The sequence below is a fragment of the Sulfobacillus thermosulfidooxidans DSM 9293 genome, assembly GCF_900176145.1.
Taxonomy (GTDB): domain Bacteria; phylum Bacillota; class Sulfobacillia; order Sulfobacillales; family Sulfobacillaceae; genus Sulfobacillus; species Sulfobacillus thermosulfidooxidans.
Genome location: NZ_FWWY01000001.1, coordinates 1,449,743 through 1,469,308, shown reverse-complemented (window position 1 = coordinate 1,469,308; position 19,566 = coordinate 1,449,743). Strand labels below are relative to the sequence as shown.

Below are 19,566 nucleotides of genomic sequence, written 5' to 3'. Positions count from 1 at the left end.
GCTTGAACCACTTTTAGTTAAAAGGGGCTGCCCCAAAAGGTCGGATAATTTTCGCCCCCAATCAGTCGCAAAAAACCGCATAAAATCACCAAACCGCCATCCTTGGTACAATATTTGATAAGGAAGCATGTGCTCAAGGAGGCGGTTTTTACCCGATACCCCCCTGTTAACCACCCGATCGTCGAACAAATCGCTTGACTCATCACCATCGAAGAGACGCCGCTTGCCATGCCGAACATGACGGCACCGGGGCATGGGACCCGAGAACCCCAGTTTAAACCGAATATCATCGACCCACTCTTTCTGCCATCGTCTAAAAAGCGTTCCATGTGGGGGGTCACGAGGCGTTGTGCATCTTGAGCGTTCATCGAAAATCCTCCTCCATGAAGAATGGGGAGGGATGACACGGGAGCATCAGGGTGTTTCCATAGAAAAACCAGAAAGGAGTACAGAGCGTCAGGAAGTGGAACAAAACTGTTTCTTTATGGAAACGTACGGAACCGATTACGATATCGAGGAACATCACACTGGAAGAGAACGCATCCTGTTGGAATTATATGATGAACGTCTTGACGTGTTGGAGATAGGCCTGAGCGTCTAGAAGATCCTGATCCGTTGGAATCCATCCGTCATAACGAGCTTGGCGTGAAAAATGTTCCAAAAGTAAATAAGCACGAATCGCCGTCTTGTGGGAGAACCACACTTGGCGCAAGCGTTTTTTGCGTGTCCGGTGGTCGAAGGACGGGGGATATTTTTTTTGCTGGAGTTGGTCTTCGACCCAGTGCACGGATTCATAAAACAACAACGTGATAAACCATTGACGGCTAACATGTCCTAACACAAGATCGACATGGAGAATTTCTAAGTGCTGTGCGAGCTGGTTATTGGCTATCACTTGATCGGCGTGGGATAAAAGTCTTGTCATACGACCAACCGGAGGTCCACTTTTTCAGCATTGGCCGGAACCGTATCCGGCGAGTCCGTGAAATGAATGGTGAGTAAAAAGTCAGGGTCTGTGTCAATTTGCGCGTCAAATACCGCTTCTTCTTGCGGTCGACTGAGATCGTGCAAAACGACCCATACGTGCATATCCGTATCGATCATCATACTATAGAGACTGTCTAAGGTATCTAGCGACGCCAAAGCGTGAGCAAAGCGATACAAGGCCATATGTGCCTCGGTATCTTGACGCATCATTGTTCGCTCCTTCATGATTTTATGATCTCTATCATACCCAAAAAGAGAACTTTTTTCGATAAATCGCGCCGGCTCTCCACAAAAAAAACTCAGAGCATGCGCTTCCGGGTAGACAGATTGAGTCGGGGACCTTTTTATGATCGGGAAAATCATCTCTTTCAAACCCGTTTTAGCGTTCTAAACACCTGAAGTAGGAGCGTATGCTTGGGAGGAATCTGTAGCCTCTTGCCCGGCACCATAATGAACCAAATATTTTTTCGGGCACGGCATCAGGCCCGTAACATTACCCAAGAGACTGGCGTTACATTAGTGAAGCAGGCGCCGAGGTGCAAAGCCTCGGGGACTCGGCGTAGGTATTCGAGGTTCGAAGCCCTTCTTTTGGGACTCTTGTCATGGTCTTCTTGGGAAAGTTCGTGAGGTGAATATCATGCCCAAACCCATAGAGGGTCAGGCACGCTATATGCCCGGCCTTGATGGATTACGCGCGTTAGCGGTATTAGCCGTGATTTTTTACCATTTAGAGTGGCCTTTTGCACCTGGGGGATTACTCGGGGTCAATGTGTTCTTTGTGTTGTCAGGATATCTCATTACGGATCTCTTACTCGCACATTATGAAAAAACAGGGAATCTCAATCTTCGCCATTTTTGGGTGCGCCGGGCACGGCGGTTGTTACCCGCCTTGTGGGCTCTCTTATTGATTGTCATGAGTTGGGTCATTGTGTTTAATCCACATCAAGTCATCGCGATCCGCCAAGACGTGTTGGCTGCGTTCTTTTATGTCAGCAATTGGTGGTATATCTATCATCACGTCTCATATTTTGCACAATTTGGCCCCCCTTCGCCACTCACACACTTGTGGTCCTTAGCCGTTGAAGAACAATTTTACCTACTATGGCCTCTCGTCCTCCTTGGGCTTTTACGTTTTGTCAAAACGAGGTACTCGCGCCTTATCCTGGTCGTTATGTTGGCACTCATCTCATCAGGACTCATGGCTATTCTCTATCATCCCGGGGCTAATCCTAACCGCGTCTATTACGGCACCGATACACGAGCTTTTGCGCTTTTGATTGGAGCTGCGCTGGCATTACTCTGGCCGAGTCGCCATCTACCTACTCTATCTCTAAAACAACGCTACCTAATAGACCTGCTTGGACTGTTAGGGCTGTTAGTCTTTGTGGCCATGGTTCTTTTCACTAATGAATATCAACCGTTCCTGTATCAAGGTGGGATGCTGTTCTTAGCGGTCATGACCGCGTTCTTAGTGGCGGCTCTAGCGGCTCCTTGGTCCTACCTCACCCGGATTGTAGGAAGCCGCCCATTAAGATGGCTCGGTGTGCGTTCCTACGGTATTTATCTATGGCATTATCCGGTTATTGTGTTCACGACGCCTTTAGCCACTATGGGTACCCCCAATATCCTCCGAGGCTTTTTGCAGATTCTGGCGAGTATCGGAATTGCAGCGTTGTCGTGGCACTTTCTTGAACAGCCTATTCGGCAAGGGCGCTGGGACAAAAACTTTCAGCAAATCATTCATCTCTCCCAGTGGAAAAGGCTCTCGTACAAAGTATGGGCCACAGCGATTTTGGTGCTGGGGCTTGTGGTACTGGACACCAGTGCCATGAGTGGCCTTTTATATAAAACCAGTGTTCAAGCAGCAGATCCGGTCACCACTACGCAAATTGTTCCATCATCCTCTGGCCTTACTTTGGGAAACAGTTCGCCTTCGTGGGCGTCTTTATCAAAAAATCTTATCAAGTCTAGCTCCTCATTGAATATGCCGTCATCCTCGGGCTCACCCTCAGCCACCAAGACGCCATCTTCTTCGGCCTTGCCCTCGAGCTCACCAACCTCTCAAGACACCATTACCGCCATTGGCGATTCCATTATGATCGATGCCACGCCCTACCTGCGCCAATTGTTACCGGGAATCGTGATAAGCGCTCAAATCGGTCGGCAATTCATTCAAGCGCCTGCGGTCATTGCCCAATTGCGCCAGGATGGATTGCTTGGACATTACGTTATTGTCGAACTGGGAACGAATGGACCGTTTACCTTGCAACAACTTGACGCGTTGATTGCCTCGCTCGGTCACCGCCAAATTATTTTCGTCAATACCCGGGTTCCGCGGCCCTGGCAAAATATCGTCAATAGCACGCTGGCACAAGGCGCCCAGCAATTCCCGGGCCACGTTCACATTGTGAACTGGTACCAAGCCAGTGCCGGAAAATCTAGCTATTTTTATCCTGATGGCGTGCATCTAAACCCGCAAGGTGCGGCTTATTACGCCTCATTAATTGCTCATACGGTGAAAATGCTCGAAGAACGACATTCGAACCTCTTTCCCCTTCATCGGTCTCATTAAATCGGTGAGGCATCTTTTCCCGTCATGTTCGGGAGAAGAATGCCTCACAGAAATCCCACTCGTGTTATCTTGGTAATGGCAGAAAGTATGGTGGACAATTCCGAGGACATGGTATCCGGCACTTTTTAACGTTAAAACGGTATCGAAACTTAAGGGCATCAGAAATCGCCCGTCATGTCCCTCTATCCTGTTCCCGGCACGAGATTCCCAAGAAAAATTGGCAATTAGGTATACAGCAATAAAGTGGATAACGATAGCGTTTGAGATATGACGCGACTAAGAAGAGACACAAAAGAGCTTAAAAAGAGGAAAAACATGAAGATTCCTTACCGGGTCATGAAAACCCATATCAAAACCTATGATCGACCTTTAATATTGAAGGCTGGCGATCGTCTTAGCGTTGGTGAACGAGATTCTCATTGGCGCGCATGGGTTTGGTGCACCCATGACTCGGGAATCTCGGGATGGGTCCCTGAAATCTTATTGCGTAACGGCCGAGGGTCCCGTGCTGAAATCACGACCGATTATGACGGCACCGAACTGAGCGTTCATGTCGGCGAATCGGTTTGGGGTCTCAAAATTCTTGGCGGTTGGGTATGGTGCCAAAATGCGTCCGGAAAAGAAGGATGGGTACCTCTCGAAAACTTAGCACACGATCCATCTTAGTGAGTCCCAGTGATCCTTATTGATCCATCTTAGTGCTCAGATGAGTGATCATCTTTAGTGAAGGGAGGTATACCCCTTGTTGTGTCAAATGAAAGCCCACGATCAAGACTCCCTTCTGATGTCTCCCCCTGGGAAAAGCATACTACAGACCGCAAGGTCGCATGAGTTTCTTTGGACAAATCCCATTCATGTGATCTGATTTTTCATCGTACGAATTTTGCCTAAACGCTATCAGAAACTGAAACTTCGCTGAATTTCAGTGGAATTATCAGTGAGATGTAATTCCTTCTGCTATTATCGGTAATGCCATACGCTCAGGCCATAAGGAACGACGTCGCGTATGAACATCAAAAAAGGAGCGGATGCTGTGGGCTATGATGACCGGATCGATTCTCGTTTTGTCATATGGTTTACGGGATTGTCGGGAGTCGGCAAATCAACTTTAGCCCAGGGACTCGCTTCCCGACTCAAAACCTTAGGTTACCCGACGACTGTATTAGACGGGGATGTTCTGCGAAGGGGTTTATGCCAAGATTTAGGGTTTTCGCCTCAAGACCGACATGAAAATATTCGGCGAGCGGGACATGTTGCCAAAATTTTAGTGGATGCCGGCATTATGGTGTTGTCCGCCTTCATTACACCATTTGAAAAAGATCGACAAATGCTGCGCCAACTGTTTTCACCCGAACAATTTATCGAAGTCCATGTAGACTGTCCCTTAGAAATTTGCCAGCAGCGGGATCCTAAACACTTGTATCAAAAGGCTCAAGCTGGACTCGTTCGGGAATTTACCGGCATTTCTTCGCCCTATGAACGGCCACTTCGACCCGATCTCCGCATCCCCACCGATAAATTGAACGTTACGCAAAGTTTAGATGTCATTTGGCAATTTTTACAAGATCGATATCCTCTTATATCACCGAAGCATTTTTGAGGTTCGTCTGCGCGCTGGATAGCAGGCAGCATGCGCCCACAAACGAGAGACTTACCTGAGGAGGAGGAAACACCACGGAGCAATTGACTTGTGTCATCGGAATGCACCGCAGTGGGACATCACTTACTGCTCAACTCTGTCATGAACTCGGCTGGCGTGTGACGGGACCTGAAGAGTTTTTGCGGCAAGGAAATCGCTACAATCCACAGGGTTATTGGGAAACATCCGATCTCGTCACGATTAACCGGCGCATTCTTTATGCATTGGGAGGTGACTGGCACGTCGCGCCACATTTTCGACCACAATGGGAAGACGCGCCAGAACTTGTCCCCTTAAAGCGCCAAGCCCAAGCTTTTATTCAGCAGATCCCCACGCCCCAAGCAACCTGGAAAGATCCGAGATTAACGCTCACGTTGCCCTTTTGGAAACCGTTAATCCGTGATGTGCGCTATATCATCTGCATCCGCAATCCGCTAGATGTCGCGTTATCTCTTTACCGGCGTGATCATATGACACAAGAACGCGCGCTGACGCTTTGGCTCCTTTACACCACACAAGCTCTGTTTAACACGCAACAGACCCGCCGTCTTGTCGTCTTTTATGAAGATTTAACGGGCTCGTCGGCCAAGGCACAGCTTGAACGGCTGCAGGCCTTTTTAGAGAAAGACGGTAGCTCAAAAATGCCTTTGCCTGTTATTCATCCAGAGCTCGGCCATGGCCAGTATGGCTTAAGCTCTTCTGGAGCCATCGCACAAATTTCGCCGTTAGCTCACACCATGTGGACTGCTCTTCTAAACTGGCGTAAACAGGACTTCGCCTTAGACCACGAAGTCCTAGAGCTTGCCCGTTCTTTTCAAGTGCCCCACACACCATGGCCCACCATGCAAAAGTACCGACTCAGCTTTTGGATGAGGCTCATCAAAATGCAGTTATGGGAGGGAAAAAGATCATGACGCGCGAAAAGGGAGGGCATTCATTGCCATGGGCAGAAGATAGCATGAAGCATTACGACAGCTCCCCTTTTTCTTCCCTCATGCCTGTTATACTTGATGATCGGACCATCGCAGACTTATACCAAATTGCCACAGGAGCTTATGCCCCTTTAACAGGATTTTTAGAAGAGGCCGACTACCTCTTGGTTTGTTCGGACATGCACCTGACAAGCGGCGCTCCCTGGCCCATTCCCATCACCTTGGCAGTCGACGAAGACGTCGCTCGTCATTTGCATCTCGATCAAGAAATTGTTCTGATTGACAGTCACCACTTAATACGGGGACGGATGACGGTCACCAGCATTTACCGGCCGAATTTGCGCCGTGAAGCCAAATGGGTTTATCACACCACCGACATATCCCATCCCGGTGTCCGCTATTTATTAAGCCGAAAACCGGTCTATATAGGAGGGCCAGTTAGCGTCGATCACATTCCCGAGTTAGCTTATGCCTCTCTAATTTGGCGACCTTCTGATGTGCGCCGCGCTATTTCAGAGCGGGGCTTCAAACGTGTTGTGGGATTTCAAACGCGCAATCCCATCCACAGAGCTCATGAATATATTCAAAAAACCGCTTTAGAAACCCTAGATGGACTGTTGATCCACCCGTTGGTGGGCCCGACCAAAGATGATGATATTCCTCCCGCTGTGCGCATAAAAACGTATCAACGGGTCATTGACAAATGGTACCGAAAAGATCGCGTGCTGTTAGCAGCCTATACCGGCGCCATGCGTTACGCCGGTCCCAAAGAAGCTGTTTTACATGCGATTGTACGCCGCAACTACGGATGTACCCATTTTATTGTTGGGCGCGATCACGGCGGTGTAGGCCAATTTTATGGTCCTTATGATGCCCACCACATCTTTGACCAGTTTCGTCCTGGAGAACTTGGCATTATCCCCCTGTTGTTTGACGATGCCTTTTACTGTCGCCAATGTCAGGGTATGACCTCAGCAAAGGTATGTCCCCATGACGAATCGTATTGGGTTCGCTTATCCGGCTCCGAGGTAAGAAGACGACTTAAAGAGGGCGAACCGATTCCTGAAGAATTCATGCGCAAAGATGTATCCGAAATTTTATACCATTACTATCATTTCAAAAGGCAAGGCCTCTAAAGCCTTGCCTTTTGAACTCTTAAGGTTTGGTCGTAATCGCAAGTCACACGAGCCTATCACGGTTTTAGGGGATTTCGGCTATTTGCGGTGTTGTCGTATTTTCGTCGATTTGCATCAGGCGGGACGCGACACCCCATGGCAAGAAAACGATTAAGCTGACTAACACCACAATGAGGCTGCCTACATCAATATTGATCCATTTTTTGGCGCCGACACTGCCGATATAGGTCATCGCCGTCAAAAACGCAATGTAGGCCACATACCAGATCGCATTTTTTGCCCCTTCATGAACTTTGTATGCCAACCCGAAAATGATGGACGCCGCAATCAGCAAAATGCTGGCATAAGGAACGGAAGGCCAACCGCTCCAATAAACAATTAATGAAGCGGAGGCAAAGGCAATAGCGGCCACAAGACCACCTTGCTGCAATTTTCCTTCGCGACCTTGTTTGCGAAGGGCTAACATGACCACCGGATTCACCGCAAAACCTAAGTAACCGGCAACCACCGCGTCGCTGATCAGGTTATAAATCGAAGGGAGGGGCGCAGCAATATAGGCCACAATCGCACCAACCACGGTAAACACCACAAGGGCCCATACCGGAATGGCATAATGCTGGTTAATTTCTTTCATGCGTGCGCTGACAAGCCCGGTACGGCTCATAGCTAAAAGAATCCGGGTTCCGGCTCCTTGATAAATGTAACCTGTTACAAAAGGCCCAAGAATGGCAATAATAACGGTAAAGGCAATGAGCCATCCAATGTGAGCGCCACTCGCAATCGTTAAAAAGGGATTCCCCGCAATCGAGGAAATGGCACTCCAAGATCCCGCATGTAATTTCAGGGCCACCCAGTTGATGGACGTCAAAAAGCCCACGGCTAATAAGACATAAATCAAGGTTTGCCCCAAAACGACCCAAATAATGGCCCGGCCAATAATTTTGGGAGAACGCACCTCTTCCGCATAATCCGGAATAACCCGAATACTACCAAACGCGAACATTCCGAGCGGAATCGCCGCAAATATGCCTCCCACACCAAAAGGCACGATTCCACCATATGCTGTAAAATTGGAAAACCGGGCAAAAGCAATAAATCCAATGGCTACTAAGATATATAACAGGAGTTTAATCACCCCCAGAAAATCGGTCGATTTGGCAAAAGCGCGAATACCAAAATAATTGAACGGAAAGAAGAGCACCATTAAGATGACGCCTAATAAAGCACCTAAAGTGGTCGGACTGCCAGCCGTGTTAATCAAATGAGGATAAAAATAATTGATTCCCTCCACCGACGCTAAGGCTTCCACAGGGGGAATAAACAGGTACCATATCAAATCCGCAAAAGCGTTAATCAGATTGGTAATCCTGCCATAACTATAAAGACTGTACCGGGACGGTCCTCCGGCCTCAGGATATAAAGCACTTAAATCCACGTAGGTTAATCCGACAAACAAATACATAATAGCGCCGACGATCCACGCAATCACAACACCGGGGCCCGCTAAAGCCGTCATACCTGCCGTAGAAAACAACACGCCGGTACCCACGGCACCGGCGACACCAATGATAATGAGATCTTTCAAATCGAGATCTCGTTTGAGACTATTCATCATTATTCACTCCTTAAGATGTAATGTCACAAAGATGCTGTTCCATGTCTTACAAAGGGAATGAAATGTCTCATAAAGCGGTGACCACTTTAAAAACGACCCTCATCATCCATTGTACAGAATAGTCTGTCTGATTTTCTAGTGCCGGTTTCTAAATCATGGTTACTGAACAAGACAGCATTATTTTTTGCTTTCATAAGCCCAGGGAATAAGATTCATGAATCTGACCTCTGAATCTCGTGATGCATAGGTCTATAAGCCGGAAAGAAAATCTTGGGTATTCGTCACATCTGATGAAAAGCGGGAGTTCATGCCATTGATATGGGGGACATCCCAGCAGCACAAGCCACGCACGAGGTTCCTTGCGTTTATGCTGAGTCCCTAATTCCAGTGGTCAAAGAAATCACGGATCACATAAGCTACTTCAGGATGCGCGTAATGCACAAAATGCCCTCCATTGACTTCGTAGAGCAAAATTGGCAATCCCTTCTCGTCAATCTGTGTTAAGGGAGAATAGTGAGTCATATGTTCAGGAACCACCAACAATGTTGCCGGTTTAAGCCGACTAAAAGCGGTTACCGGTTTGCTCCGGTAAATGCCTAGCAATAAATTTACCGCCAAGGGATTAATCGTGACCAGTTTTCGGGCGGTGTAAAAAGCCTCGCGTAATTCATTGGTTATCAATAAATGCTGATGCTCAACAAATTCTTGAAACTCCTGTTCCCACGTATCAGGCACTGACAAGGCATTTCCAGGAACACGCCTCTCTCCGATCCAACGCGTTAACAGTTTAACGCCACCCAAAGAAGCCAAAATGTTTACGGCGGGGACCAAATAACGAAAGGGTGTGGCGATATCTTGAGGAAAACGGGGAATGGGTTGATAGCCAGCATCCAAGAGAACTAATTGATAAACACGGTCTGGAAAGTGATCCGCATAGGCTAATGCCATAATTCCCCCTAGTGAGTGGCCAATAATACGGACCTGATTCCACTGATGTTGTTCACAATATTGATGAATCCATAACGCTAAATCTTTCCAAGTAGGAATTTTGCTCAAGGGTTCACTGCGGCCTAATCCGGGCAAATCTAAACGGTGGAAATGATATCGTTCTTCCAATACGCTGACCAAAGGCCCCGCGGATTCCGCCGTCCATCCCATGGCGGGTAAAAAAATCACAGGATCGCCTTGGCCACTAACTTGCGCGTATATTTTAATAACAGTCCCTCGCTTCCTCTGACAAAAACCCGCACTTGCCCCGCCTTAAGATTTAGAGTCCTCTAGGGCGGTCAGGAACTATCCTAAGTAAAAATCCATTCAGACCGCTAGAGTAAAAAACATCAATCCCAAGACCTATACAGCCACAGAAAATCTCCCCCGCTCTGTTTGTACCGTATCCATGATAACGAAGTTGTCCGCGACCTGCAGGAGTCTTAAGAAAAAGACCATTGGTAATTTATCCTGTCATTCTTGTAAAAGCCTAGGCCAACAAATTAAGAGGGGATAAGATTTGAACGTCTCTTGATCAAGGTCATCCTTCACGGACGACACATCTAGCCCTCTCCCGTGAAAGACCATAAAGCGTCATCATCGAATAGACATCTTAAAGATTGCACATAGCTGTTAGGTCACATCTTTCTTAAACATTTTTACTGGAAGCCATGCAAAACCTGAAACGATGTGTTATAGGGATGGACAGAAAGATTGATCCGCTTGGAATATGTTACACGGTGCATTTGGCCCTGATATTCACACACCGCTCTTTGGCATTGTCTTTATGAGATCCGATTCATCAAGGAGCGTGACATATTTGGATCAGTTCTGGTTTACCCCGTCCTTTCAAGAAAATCCCATCGCTAAAGATTTTCAAAGCCGTTTGGTACACAGCCTTTTGGAGGCCGGTTTTGCCTTGACATCACAAGTTGAAAACGCCAACGTGGTGTTCCAAATTGTCAACGACAAGACGCGTCCCTTTCGTCGGCAACATTATGCCGTTTATGTCATCGGTGTTAGCTTTGTACCCACATTGGATCCGCATTACGACCTCTTAAAGCAATTTTATTCCACCCATATCCGGTCCCTATCCAATATTCTCATTGTGGTCGCAGGCTCTCTCGATGATCCGACTTTTGTCATTACGACGCTAGAACGAGGCGCGGTGTTGTTATCATCACAGGAGAATACGTTAGAACAACGCTACCAAAAGCTCGTCGATCGCATTGCCCCATTAATGCGCAGCCACTTAATCATCCGCAACCACTTTCACCCCGATCTACAACCCTCTTTATGGAATGGCACACGGCACACCTCTAGCCTATCGCGTGCAGGACAAATTCTCGAAAGTTGGGATCTTCTTCCGGCACCTTTTCCCATGGAAGATTATCTCTCTGCCGAAGACATGGCCCATGTTCGCCGCTTGTTTGGTATTGGCGGATTAAGTTACGGAAATCTCAGTGTGCGGCACGAGGACGGAAGTTTTTGGATGAGTGCTAGTGGGGTGGATAAAAGCCGGCTCCATGACATCGGCCGGGACATTCTTCTGGTCACGGGGTTTGATGTCGCAGATGAAAGCATTCACTTAAGTGTTCCTGAAAACCTCACTCCACGGCGTGTCTCCGTGGATGCGATTGAACATTGGAAGATTTATCAACAATATCCGCAGGTCGGCGCAATTATACATGTACACGCCTGGATGCCAGGCATAGTGGCCACAGAATTTAACTATCCTTGCGGCAGTAAAGAATTGGCGGATGAGGTAGCTAAACAGCTCGCATTCGCAGATGATCCCGCGCATGCCGTGATCGGGTTAAAAAATCATGGGCTAACAATCACCGGTGATAGCCCTGAAGAAATTTTATCTCGAATCCATGACCGTGTTGTCCGCCAGGTTCCGATGCAATGAGGGTCATGGGTCTTCGCTATCATTTATCTTGGCCTCGTGTGTTACGCCAGAAGCTTATTCCTTCTACCAGGCAATGGCGTGCGCTGTCTTCTCTCCACTATGAAGAGGTGATAAAACCTTCTTGGGCTACATCGTCTAACAGTGTAGAGATCCTCCCGCTATTATCGGGTATTTGCGGATCAGATGTCGGGTTGATTCGAGGACATAGCTCTCCCTATTTAGCGCCCTTAACAAGATTTCCTGCTGTCTTAGGCCACGAAGTTGTTGGACGTGTTGTAGAAGACTCGCCCGAGTGGTCCAAGGGGACTGTAGTTGTCGTCAATCCCGCCTTATCCTGCACGTCATTAGGCCTAAAGGATCCCTGTCCCGCGTGTCGCCACGGTCGTCCCGATCTCTGTTATTACCGCGGTCGACACGACATGGGTCTTCTCCTAGGTTTTCATACTCATTTTCCAGGAGGATTTGCGGAACGGATGTGGGTCCCTTCCCATCAGCTTTACCCAGTTCCTCCCAAGATGAGCCCAGAACGGGCCGTTTTAAGTGAACCGTTAAGCATTGTTCTTTATGGGTTGTCTCATATTCAGTGGTCTTCGGTGAAGCGCGTTTTAGTCATTGGTTCAGGGCCCATAGGTCTTCTCACCCTCTTTGCCCTGCGGGAAACGGGTCTGACCCAAGATTTGCTCATGGCCGTTGCCCGCTATCCTCAGCAGCAACAGTGGGCGAAAAGACTCGGTGCTGAGGTTGTATCCAACCTAGAGGCTCCCGCCATAACGGAAATCACAGGGATACCCTATCCCCACATTTGGCATACTCTCCCCTGGCGTCCTCGCGGGTTTGACCTCGTTATTGATGCGGTTGGATCATCGTCCTCTCTACGAGGAGCCATCAGCTGTGTGCGTCCTGGCGGGCAACTCTTGTTATTAGGAGCAGCCAGTGAAATGTCATGGGATTTTACTCCTTTGTGGTCTAAAGACATAACCTTGTATGGGACGTTTGGCTATGGTCCTTCTCCAGACCAAACATTTCAACACGCATTAACTCTATTACATACGACAAGCATTCCCATTGAACAACTGATTACCCACACGTTTTTCTTAGACGAATACCAAAACGCCTTTGCCACCTTGGAGAATAAAAGCCAGGGCGCAATAAAAATATGTTTGAAACCCCGTGCAAGGCGTGCTTGAATTGTTCCTCCTAAGACAGGACATAACGCATCACCCCGCATCACTGAAAAACGCGTGCTGTAATCATTTGCATTTCTCTTCTTTTCGCATCTACTTAAAAGACTATAGAGACTGTTGGATCATCGCCTTGTTATACCGCGCATCAAAGTCCTCATCGGACATGGAAAAGAGGCGAATCGCTTCCACGAAAGCCACAATCATAGGGATAAAGGTCCAGCAAAAGAGAATATAAAGGATGCCCTGGGTCCTTTGACCAAGATAAAATTTATGCACGCCCACAAATCCAAAAAATAAAGCCAAAATGCCTGCGCTGACTTTACTCTTCATAATGAATGCCTCCTGCTCTGGTTTAGGTCTGTCTATTCTCTTTACCCTGTTTGACAGTGATTGTCATTATCAGTATAGAGAAATCGGTTTAGAAGAACTACTATCGAAAAAATGATCAAAACATCTCATTATCCATCCTATCGTTACGTCCATGCTAGAAGCTTGTGCAATGCGGGAAGAAAAAGAGGCACAAATCTTAAAGGCTATCAGAGCATCTATCTTATACTGTATGATCGTAAACAGTGTCATCCGTCCGAGGAAATTCAGCTTATCCGGAGAAAGGGGTTTTGACAGAGCGTGCATCGTCCATTTTTTCGCGTCGTGTTTACAGTAGCGGTATCCTTCGCTCTCTCAGCGTGTGGTTTCAACCCATCCACTGCATCATCCAAGCATTCAGCAAAAGCTCCCGCATCTCCTAAGACGAGCCACCGCCAATCTCCCCAGTCCAAATCCTTAGTACCATGGGGTGCCACAGCGGCCAGTTCGATTTTGCCCGGGGATATCTTAATTGCCGATTCGCATAATAACCGCATCTTACTGGTCACCCCACAAAAAAAGATTGTCTGGCAGTATCCCAAACCGGGACAACCCTCGTTGTTACATGATGATGACGACGTATTTTTCGGTCCCCATTTTGACGAAATTATTACCAATCAAGAAGGCTACAATGTTATATCCATTATTAATTTTAAAACCCGGCAAGTCGTTTGGAATTATGGTCACGCAGGGGTACCGGGAAGTCTTCCCGGATATTTGAATACGCCTGACGATGCCTTTCTGTATGCTAAGCCTAAAGGGGATATCATTACTGTCGCCGACATTCGAAACCAGCGTATTCTCTTTATTTCACGAAAAACCCACCAAATTCTTAAACAATATGGGCAAACCGGGGTCATGGCGGTTAACCCTCCCGCAACGTATTCCGCTCCCAACGGAGATTTTCCCGCTCCCCATGGAGGAATGCTCGTGACCCAAATTAATGGCAATGATGCGATGTTACTTAACCGGCACAATCAGGTGCGCTATACCGTGCATTTCCCGTCATTCTTGTCCTATCCCTCCGATGCCAATTTCACGCCTCATGGCAATATTATCGTGGCTTTTTATACCAATCCAGGGGCCGTTGTGGAGATGAGTCCGACGGGCAAAGTCCTATGGTTATACCGTCCGTTAAGTGGCCCTGGTCGTCTCGATCGCCCATCTTTAGCCGTGAAATTACCTAATGGTTTGGTCCTCCTCAATGACGACTATAACGATCGCGTGATTGTGATTAACCCCAAGACCAATCAAATTGTCTGGCAATATGGACATACAGGCATCCCGGGAACGGCCCCAGGCTATCTCAATATTCCAGATGGATTAGACTTATTGCCCCCAGGCATTGTACCAGGAGGGCACAATCCCATTGGCCATCACCTGTGGAGTTATCCCCATAACGGGTATTAATGTCAAAAGAACTTTAGGCAACCATTACACACCCTAGCACGTCGAGATATGGCAGTATTAAAGATGGGTGAGAACAAGCGCCTTTATGTTTTCGTATGATCCTTGGGCTGACGCAGCGCCGTAATTGACAGCACGGTCGTGGAAAAGGTGCAAGAAGGTTTCGTGCACACCATTTTGGATCCATTGGCATCTTTCACGACCTGCAAAGGGCTACCGCAAACAGGGCAACGCCCACTCGCCACGTCTAAACTGTTGCCCAGATCCCGCTTGCGGCGGCCAATTCTGCCGAGCCAGCTATGTTTAATGGCCCGTCGGCGTTTCCATTGCAGTAATGTCCGAATCACATATTCCCGTTGTGCGGGTGAGAGCGGTTGAGGCACACTGGCATTGGAGCGGGTAATAAAATCGACCAAGTGAGAAAACTGGACAATATAGGCACCCGAGATTTCTTCAATATAAAGTTGCAAGGAATTAGGCACCGCAATTAAGGAAAACCATACATCTTTCGGTAAATCGGGGAAGGCTCGGCGTAAGGTCTTGATATGCGCCGCATTTTGGCGGTGTGGGGCATAAATCCGCCGTTTCTGCATCCCCACCACGTGGGTCCAGTACACTTCGCGCCGCTTACCATGCAAAGCCCCTTGGATATTCTTGGTTTCAATCACAAAAATAGCGGAGGGTCCTACCACAATATGGTCAATCTGACAAATGCCTGACGCGGTCGAGGTACAAGGCACGATAATATCATGAAACACGTCATATTCCAGGGGATCTAAAAGCCGTAAAGCACCTTGGACAATGATTTCTCCTTGCTTTCCACGGACATAAGCGTTAGGTGGACGCAGCGCGAGAACCAAAATGGTTACCGTAATTAAAATCAATGTTCCCGCAAATACAACCCCCATACCGGCCTGCCTTTCTCGCTTCCTACGCCGTTGGCGCGATCTGTCATTTCTTACTATAACTTATTATAAGACAACGGAATTTTCACTTAACATGTTTTTTAGAGATATTAAACGGCTGAAAGTCGTGTGACGCTTTTCAACCAGGCTTTCCCCCTATTCTCATCATACTCAAACTATTTTCACGCCAGGTATTATCATCCTATATACCCATGCGTTATCTTTACTGGCTTGCAAGCTCATGACTTTGAACGCATGTTTTCTCCCCTTCATTTCTTTCGTCGATTCCGGTCTTGAAAATATTAAATCCCGCTCTTCTCACGTTGGCCAAGAGCGGGTAAGCTAACTTTTCGGGATGGAACTTACGATTTGAGAAATTTAAATCCCCTAAGATATCAATGGTGAAAGGCAATCGAAACTATCACCAACGCTAAAATTACCCCGATCATCAGCCAAGAAATGGGATGAGCAAAATTTAATGTCCATCCTACACCAAACCGTTTGGTTACCAGCCATTTGGGATCGGACGGATTATAGTACCACAAACCAGCTTTCCATTGCGCATCATCATTGCGGTGGCGATAGGGTGTGTTATCGTGAGGGGTGACGGCAAGACGACTTCCTTCTTGACCCGTGACAAACGTGATCGCCATGACAGCTAAAACCGCTAATAAGGCTGGCCCCGTCAAAATAATAGACGAAGGATGTTTAATCCATCCCCACATACTAAAATCCGTTAGTCCAAATGACAGAACAATGCCAAATTGCACAATGCCTAGGGCATGAAGCATGCGCCGAACAAAGAGAAAATATTGCATCCGCGATGCCTGAGGATTGTGAGGATCAATATCAGGGCGCAGGTGGCTCAGCAAATATATCTCAAAAAGACTGATTCCCACCATCACCACCACCAAGGTGAACAAAGGTTGCAATACGGTCCACCACGTTTTAGACACCCGGTTCTCAACAAATCCCTGAGATGACCAGTGAATAGGAAGCGTTTTGGGCAAATGGGGATAAACACCAATGGTTATCACAGCTAAAAGAAAAACGAAGAAGGCGTTCACGATTAACCACAAGGTGAAAGGTTTTCGTAGGGTTTTGACATCTTCTGGCTCAATGATCGCCATCATGGCCTCAGGATATCCTTGATACCATTGTTCATGCTGTTTTCTTCTCTCAACCCGTGTATGAGCGATTTCATAGTTTCCCATGAGTAATACGAAAAGGACACCAAGTGTGATCAGGAATCGAAAATTTTCAGTCAAGGAATGGGTGTAATGATTAATCCCTATCGTCATCAGCAAGACGACGAATAATCCTATAAAGTAATCGCGCCGCACTTGCTGCAAAAAGGGATCTGGTTGTCGTTCCTCAGGAATTCGCACACCAAAAGCGAGCGTCTTGGGTGTCAAATAGGGCATAAACGCATAGGTCAATAGCACCAAAAATGCTATGCCATCACTTAAGAGATTGGGTCCCATTATTGTGCCTCTCCTTCCCCAACACTTGGAAATCTTGTTACTCCTCTTCCGCACGTGATGGGTGAAAGCAGAGGAATTTATCCCGAGGGTCTCGATGGCACCTGCGTGTAAATCGTGTCTGTGAAACCCAAGGCGGCCAAAATGGCCGCTACCGGCTGGGTGTGAACCGCCGGGACAAAGAGTTGACGGGTCTGAGCATCGAGGGGCATGACAATGAGTCCACGCAGATGATGTAACACTTCCTGCCCGGTGGGCCGCGCCAATAGACCACGGGTTGGCGTGGGAAGGGGCGGGGCCTGCCGAGCCCGGCGTTCGATGAGGCTGAGCACCAATGCGGCGAGCAAGAGCACATAGCCTAAGGCCTCGACCCGTTCCGGCTTTTGCACATAGAGCGCATCCACAAAGGTCGGATCTTTTAAAAAGCGAAAGCGTTGTTCAATGACCGTCTGCCCTTTGTATTCTTCGAGCAATCGGCGGGCATCAAAAGGCGTGGAGGGCAGATTCGTGATGAGCACAAAGGTCGCTGCGCGGTCCTGTGCGGCCTGCACGCGTTGCGCATCGACCGCCCCGATGGTGGGACGGACCCGGTATACCGTGGTGGTGGCCGGATCGGGCGCATCGTGGCGAGGACGCCCGCGAGTCGCGCGTTGGGTGACTTGTGTTTCCGCGACGACCGTCGCTTCGACATGATGCCATTGCGCGGTAGCCTGCCAAGCGGCCACGGCCGCTTCGGCATCATGAGCACAGGCAAACACGGTCCCCGCGAGGCGAGTCGCTGCCCGGGTTAACTGATCATAGGCCCGGTCGATCTGGCGGGCGATGGTGTGAGCTTTTCGCTCAGCCAGATGATCGGAACGATAAACCACAAGGCGATAGGATCGACCCTCAATGTGGCCGGTCTGTTCTGCGGCCGCATAGGAAGTGGCATCGGTACGCTCCCCGATTTTGCCGAGGGGAACCCAGGCGTTGGCCGCCAAGGCGGCCGTTTTCGCCTCTTGCGCCGCCCGAAAGGTATCCGGACAACGCGAGAGAAAGCGGAGCGAACGATCAGCCATCGCCTTTAAGTTGGGGCCCGTGACGAGAGCGGAATCGGCCACATAGACGAGTTGTTGGAGTTGCTGGGGCGAAAAGTAATCGTCTAAGGCCGCAATCATCTCGGCATTGAGGGTTTTATCACTCAGATTCCCGTCTTGCACCGTGCCCACCACGGGAATGCCTTCCCGGGTCCCCAATAGCGTCAGAAGAATTTGGCGGAGATCGGGACGATGATCCTTGGAATGGCCATAGGTGGGATGCACTCCGCTTGCCGAGTCAGGGTCCGGATACGTGCCATAGACCGAGCGAGTCGTACTATCCCAGTGGACAAACACCGGATGATCGGGCGTCCACACGTGGTCGTGCACGAGGGCTCGCGTTGCGACGGCACTGAAAACGGTGGCACCGCCGGCCGCGGCGACTTTGTCCAAAGCGCGTCCGAGCGCGTCATCGGTAAAATCGGCCGCGGTGCGGCCGGATCCAAATAATAAGGGCACATCGGTCAACTGAAATTGCTCGTGAACGCGATACAGCGGTTGACGAGCGGTGAGCAAATTGACGATAAGCGCGAAAATCCGTTCACCGGGCGACAGATGGCAACGCTGCGCATCCCACGCCACGGTCTGATTCACGGCCTCGACTAATCCGATTTCCTCACAGAGGGCCCGGATGACCGGTCCGGCTCCCACAACGAGCGGTGTAGGCATTGGTGTGTTCATAAGAGATTACTTCGCCATGCAAGGCACTATCTCCTTTGCGATCAGCCCCAAAAAAATAATTTTTTGTTCTCACCACGTGCGGAAGGTAAGTTGTTAGGATTTCACGACAGGCTTCAATTATCGCCATATCGTCCATACTAAAGGCGCGAGCTTCTGCAAGCACCAAAGTTAATCGTTCCCGCCAGACCAGATCAAAATCGGATGGCGGTTTCGGCTTAATCACCCCACCACTGCGTCTGGTCAGCACAATATAACCGTCTTGCTCTAAGATTTGATACGCCTTATTTACCGTGTGCAAATTAATCGCCAAGAGCTCTGCCACGGTGCGAATCGGTGGCAAGACATCTCCCGGGCGTAATTCGTTTCGCGCTATCGCCTCAACCACCTGATTACGAAGCTGCATATAAAGTGGCTCATTACGATGTTCATCCACCACGAAAATCATTATTGTGTCACCTCTGTTATATTACAACTATAACAAATATCACACATTTTCCAAGAGATCATTTTCCATGTCGTGTGACGATCATTGAGAAATGCTCGCTTACTAAACCCAAACATGTCGTTATCCATGGGGAGGTTTTGGGATATTTTGGGGTGTTCCCAAATCAAACAGAAAAACACAACGCATCACGGAAATTTTCGTTCCTCTGCTTGGGTCATCAAGCGTCGTGACCACCGCCCGA

At 48.5% G+C, this 19,566-nt stretch carries 18 protein-coding genes; 8 read left to right on the top strand and 10 right to left on the bottom strand.

The genetic code is table 11. The features are described from left to right. Positions 1-17 precede the first annotated feature (17 nt). The 3 genes from B8987_RS07455 to B8987_RS07445 form a co-directional block, all read right to left on the bottom strand. The gene (locus tag B8987_RS07455; protein ID WP_020375455.1) at positions 18-368 is read right to left on the bottom strand and encodes a hypothetical protein; all 351 of its coding nucleotides are present in this window, start codon (positions 366-368) and stop codon (positions 18-20) included. A 185-nt stretch (positions 369-553) separates the two neighbouring features. Continuing rightward, positions 554-925 (bottom strand): hypothetical protein, encoded by a 372-nt coding sequence (locus tag B8987_RS07450; RefSeq protein ID WP_084661167.1) that lies wholly within the window; start codon positions 923-925, stop codon positions 554-556. Next, positions 922-1,197, bottom strand: coding sequence for a hypothetical protein (locus tag B8987_RS07445; RefSeq protein WP_139793494.1), 276 nt, complete (start codon positions 1,195-1,197; stop codon positions 922-924). The genes B8987_RS07450 and B8987_RS07445 overlap by 4 nt, the downstream gene beginning before the upstream one ends. Positions 1,198-1,624: 427 nt before the next feature. On the opposite strand from B8987_RS07445, the gene B8987_RS07440 reads away from it, so the two are divergent. The 5 genes from B8987_RS07440 to sat all read left to right on the top strand — a co-directional run bounded on the left by B8987_RS07440 (position 1,625) and on the right by sat (position 7,266). Continuing rightward, entirely contained in the window at positions 1,625-3,559 is a 1,935-nt protein-coding gene (locus B8987_RS07440) for an acyltransferase family protein (RefSeq protein ID WP_084661166.1), read from the top strand. A gap of 315 nt (positions 3,560-3,874) precedes the next feature. Beyond that, a complete protein-coding gene (locus B8987_RS07435; RefSeq protein WP_020375451.1) occupies positions 3,875-4,225 on the top strand; it encodes an SH3 domain-containing protein in 351 nt (116 codons plus the stop codon). 340 nt (positions 4,226-4,565) lie between these two features. Continuing rightward, on the top strand, positions 4,566-5,159 hold the full coding sequence (cysC, locus tag B8987_RS07430; RefSeq protein ID WP_020375443.1) for an adenylyl-sulfate kinase: 594 nt from the start codon (positions 4,566-4,568) through the stop codon (positions 5,157-5,159). Between the two features lie 83 nt (positions 5,160-5,242). Then, complete coding sequence (locus B8987_RS07425; RefSeq protein WP_139793493.1) at positions 5,243-6,112, top strand: sulfotransferase family protein; 870 nt, start codon at positions 5,243-5,245, stop codon at positions 6,110-6,112. Continuing rightward, on the top strand, positions 6,109-7,266 hold the full coding sequence (sat, locus tag B8987_RS07420; RefSeq protein ID WP_084661165.1) for a sulfate adenylyltransferase: 1,158 nt from the start codon (positions 6,109-6,111) through the stop codon (positions 7,264-7,266). The genes B8987_RS07425 and sat overlap by 4 nt, the downstream gene beginning before the upstream one ends. 64 nt (positions 7,267-7,330) lie before the next feature. Here the strand turns inward: sat and B8987_RS07415 are convergent, their stop codons facing one another. Further along, positions 7,331-8,881 (bottom strand): APC family permease, encoded by a 1,551-nt coding sequence (locus B8987_RS07415; protein WP_242940644.1) that lies wholly within the window; start codon positions 8,879-8,881, stop codon positions 7,331-7,333. A 378-nt stretch (positions 8,882-9,259) separates the two neighbouring features. Continuing rightward, positions 9,260-10,057, bottom strand: coding sequence for an alpha/beta fold hydrolase (locus B8987_RS07410; RefSeq protein WP_051350987.1), 798 nt, complete (start codon positions 10,055-10,057; stop codon positions 9,260-9,262). A gap of 622 nt (positions 10,058-10,679) precedes the next feature. Between B8987_RS07410 and B8987_RS07405 the strand changes: the two genes are divergently transcribed. Together B8987_RS07405 and B8987_RS07400 are read left to right on the top strand one after the other, a co-directional pair. Continuing rightward, entirely contained in the window at positions 10,680-11,780 is a 1,101-nt protein-coding gene (locus tag B8987_RS07405; protein ID WP_242823774.1) for a class II aldolase/adducin family protein, read from the top strand. A 5-nt stretch (positions 11,781-11,785) separates the two neighbouring features. Then, positions 11,786-12,967 (top strand): zinc-dependent alcohol dehydrogenase, encoded by a 1,182-nt coding sequence (locus B8987_RS07400; protein ID WP_176213187.1) that lies wholly within the window; start codon positions 11,786-11,788, stop codon positions 12,965-12,967. 102 nt (positions 12,968-13,069) lie between these two features. On the opposite strand, the gene B8987_RS07395 is transcribed toward B8987_RS07400, so the two are convergent. Then, positions 13,070-13,294, bottom strand: coding sequence for a TM2 domain-containing protein (locus tag B8987_RS07395; RefSeq protein ID WP_020375436.1), 225 nt, complete (start codon positions 13,292-13,294; stop codon positions 13,070-13,072). A gap of 297 nt (positions 13,295-13,591) precedes the next feature. Between B8987_RS07395 and B8987_RS07390 the strand changes: the two genes are divergently transcribed. Continuing rightward, entirely contained in the window at positions 13,592-14,740 is a 1,149-nt protein-coding gene (locus tag B8987_RS07390; RefSeq protein WP_084661162.1) for an NHL repeat-containing protein, read from the top strand. An 83-nt stretch (positions 14,741-14,823) separates the two neighbouring features. Here the strand turns inward: B8987_RS07390 and B8987_RS07385 are convergent, their stop codons facing one another. The 4 genes from B8987_RS07385 to B8987_RS07370 form a co-directional block, all read right to left on the bottom strand. Beyond that, positions 14,824-15,645: an NERD domain-containing protein gene (locus B8987_RS07385; RefSeq protein WP_020375434.1), complete on the bottom strand. Its 822-nt coding sequence runs from the start codon at positions 15,643-15,645 to the stop codon at positions 14,824-14,826. A gap of 392 nt (positions 15,646-16,037) precedes the next feature. Continuing rightward, positions 16,038-17,126 carry a DUF1648 domain-containing protein gene (locus B8987_RS07380; RefSeq protein ID WP_084661161.1) on the bottom strand — a complete coding sequence of 363 codons (1,089 nt, stop codon included), beginning with the start codon at positions 17,124-17,126 and terminating at the stop codon, positions 16,038-16,040. 77 nt (positions 17,127-17,203) lie between these two features. After that, the gene (locus B8987_RS07375; protein WP_176213264.1) at positions 17,204-18,868 is read right to left on the bottom strand and encodes an IS1634 family transposase; all 1,665 of its coding nucleotides are present in this window, start codon (positions 18,866-18,868) and stop codon (positions 17,204-17,206) included. Next, positions 18,816-19,325, bottom strand: a complete 510-nt coding sequence (locus B8987_RS07370; protein WP_084661160.1) for a GntR family transcriptional regulator — start codon at positions 19,323-19,325, stop codon at positions 18,816-18,818. Before B8987_RS07370 ends, B8987_RS07375 begins: the two co-directional genes overlap by 53 nt. Between the last annotated feature and the right edge of the window lie 241 nt (positions 19,326-19,566).

Coding starts and splice junctions, on each gene's coding strand:
- B8987_RS07455 (WP_020375455.1), bottom strand. CDS start 368: ATGAACGCTCAAGATGCACAACGCCTCGTGACCCCCCACATGGAACGC.
- B8987_RS07450 (WP_084661167.1), bottom strand. CDS start 925: ATGACAAGACTTTTATCCCACGCCGATCAAGTGATAGCCAATAACCAG.
- B8987_RS07445 (WP_139793494.1), bottom strand. CDS start 1,197: ATGATGCGTCAAGATACCGAGGCACATATGGCCTTGTATCGCTTTGCT.
- B8987_RS07440 (WP_084661166.1), top strand. CDS start 1,625: ATGCCCAAACCCATAGAGGGTCAGGCACGCTATATGCCCGGCCTTGAT.
- B8987_RS07435 (WP_020375451.1), top strand. CDS start 3,875: ATGAAGATTCCTTACCGGGTCATGAAAACCCATATCAAAACCTATGAT.
- cysC (WP_020375443.1), top strand. CDS start 4,566: ATGAACATCAAAAAAGGAGCGGATGCTGTGGGCTATGATGACCGGATC.
- sat (WP_084661165.1), top strand. CDS start 6,109: ATGACGCGCGAAAAGGGAGGGCATTCATTGCCATGGGCAGAAGATAGC.
- B8987_RS07415 (WP_242940644.1), bottom strand. CDS start 8,881: ATGATGAATAGTCTCAAACGAGATCTCGATTTGAAAGATCTCATTATC.
- B8987_RS07400 (WP_176213187.1), top strand. CDS start 11,786: ATGGGTCTTCGCTATCATTTATCTTGGCCTCGTGTGTTACGCCAGAAG.
- B8987_RS07395 (WP_020375436.1), bottom strand. CDS start 13,294: ATGAAGAGTAAAGTCAGCGCAGGCATTTTGGCTTTATTTTTTGGATTT.
- B8987_RS07385 (WP_020375434.1), bottom strand. CDS start 15,645: ATGGGGGTTGTATTTGCGGGAACATTGATTTTAATTACGGTAACCATT.
- B8987_RS07380 (WP_084661161.1), bottom strand. CDS start 17,126: ATGGGACCCAATCTCTTAAGTGATGGCATAGCATTTTTGGTGCTATTG.
- B8987_RS07375 (WP_176213264.1), bottom strand. CDS start 18,868: ATGCCTACACCGCTCGTTGTGGGAGCCGGACCGGTCATCCGGGCCCTC.
- B8987_RS07370 (WP_084661160.1), bottom strand. CDS start 19,325: ATGATTTTCGTGGTGGATGAACATCGTAATGAGCCACTTTATATGCAG.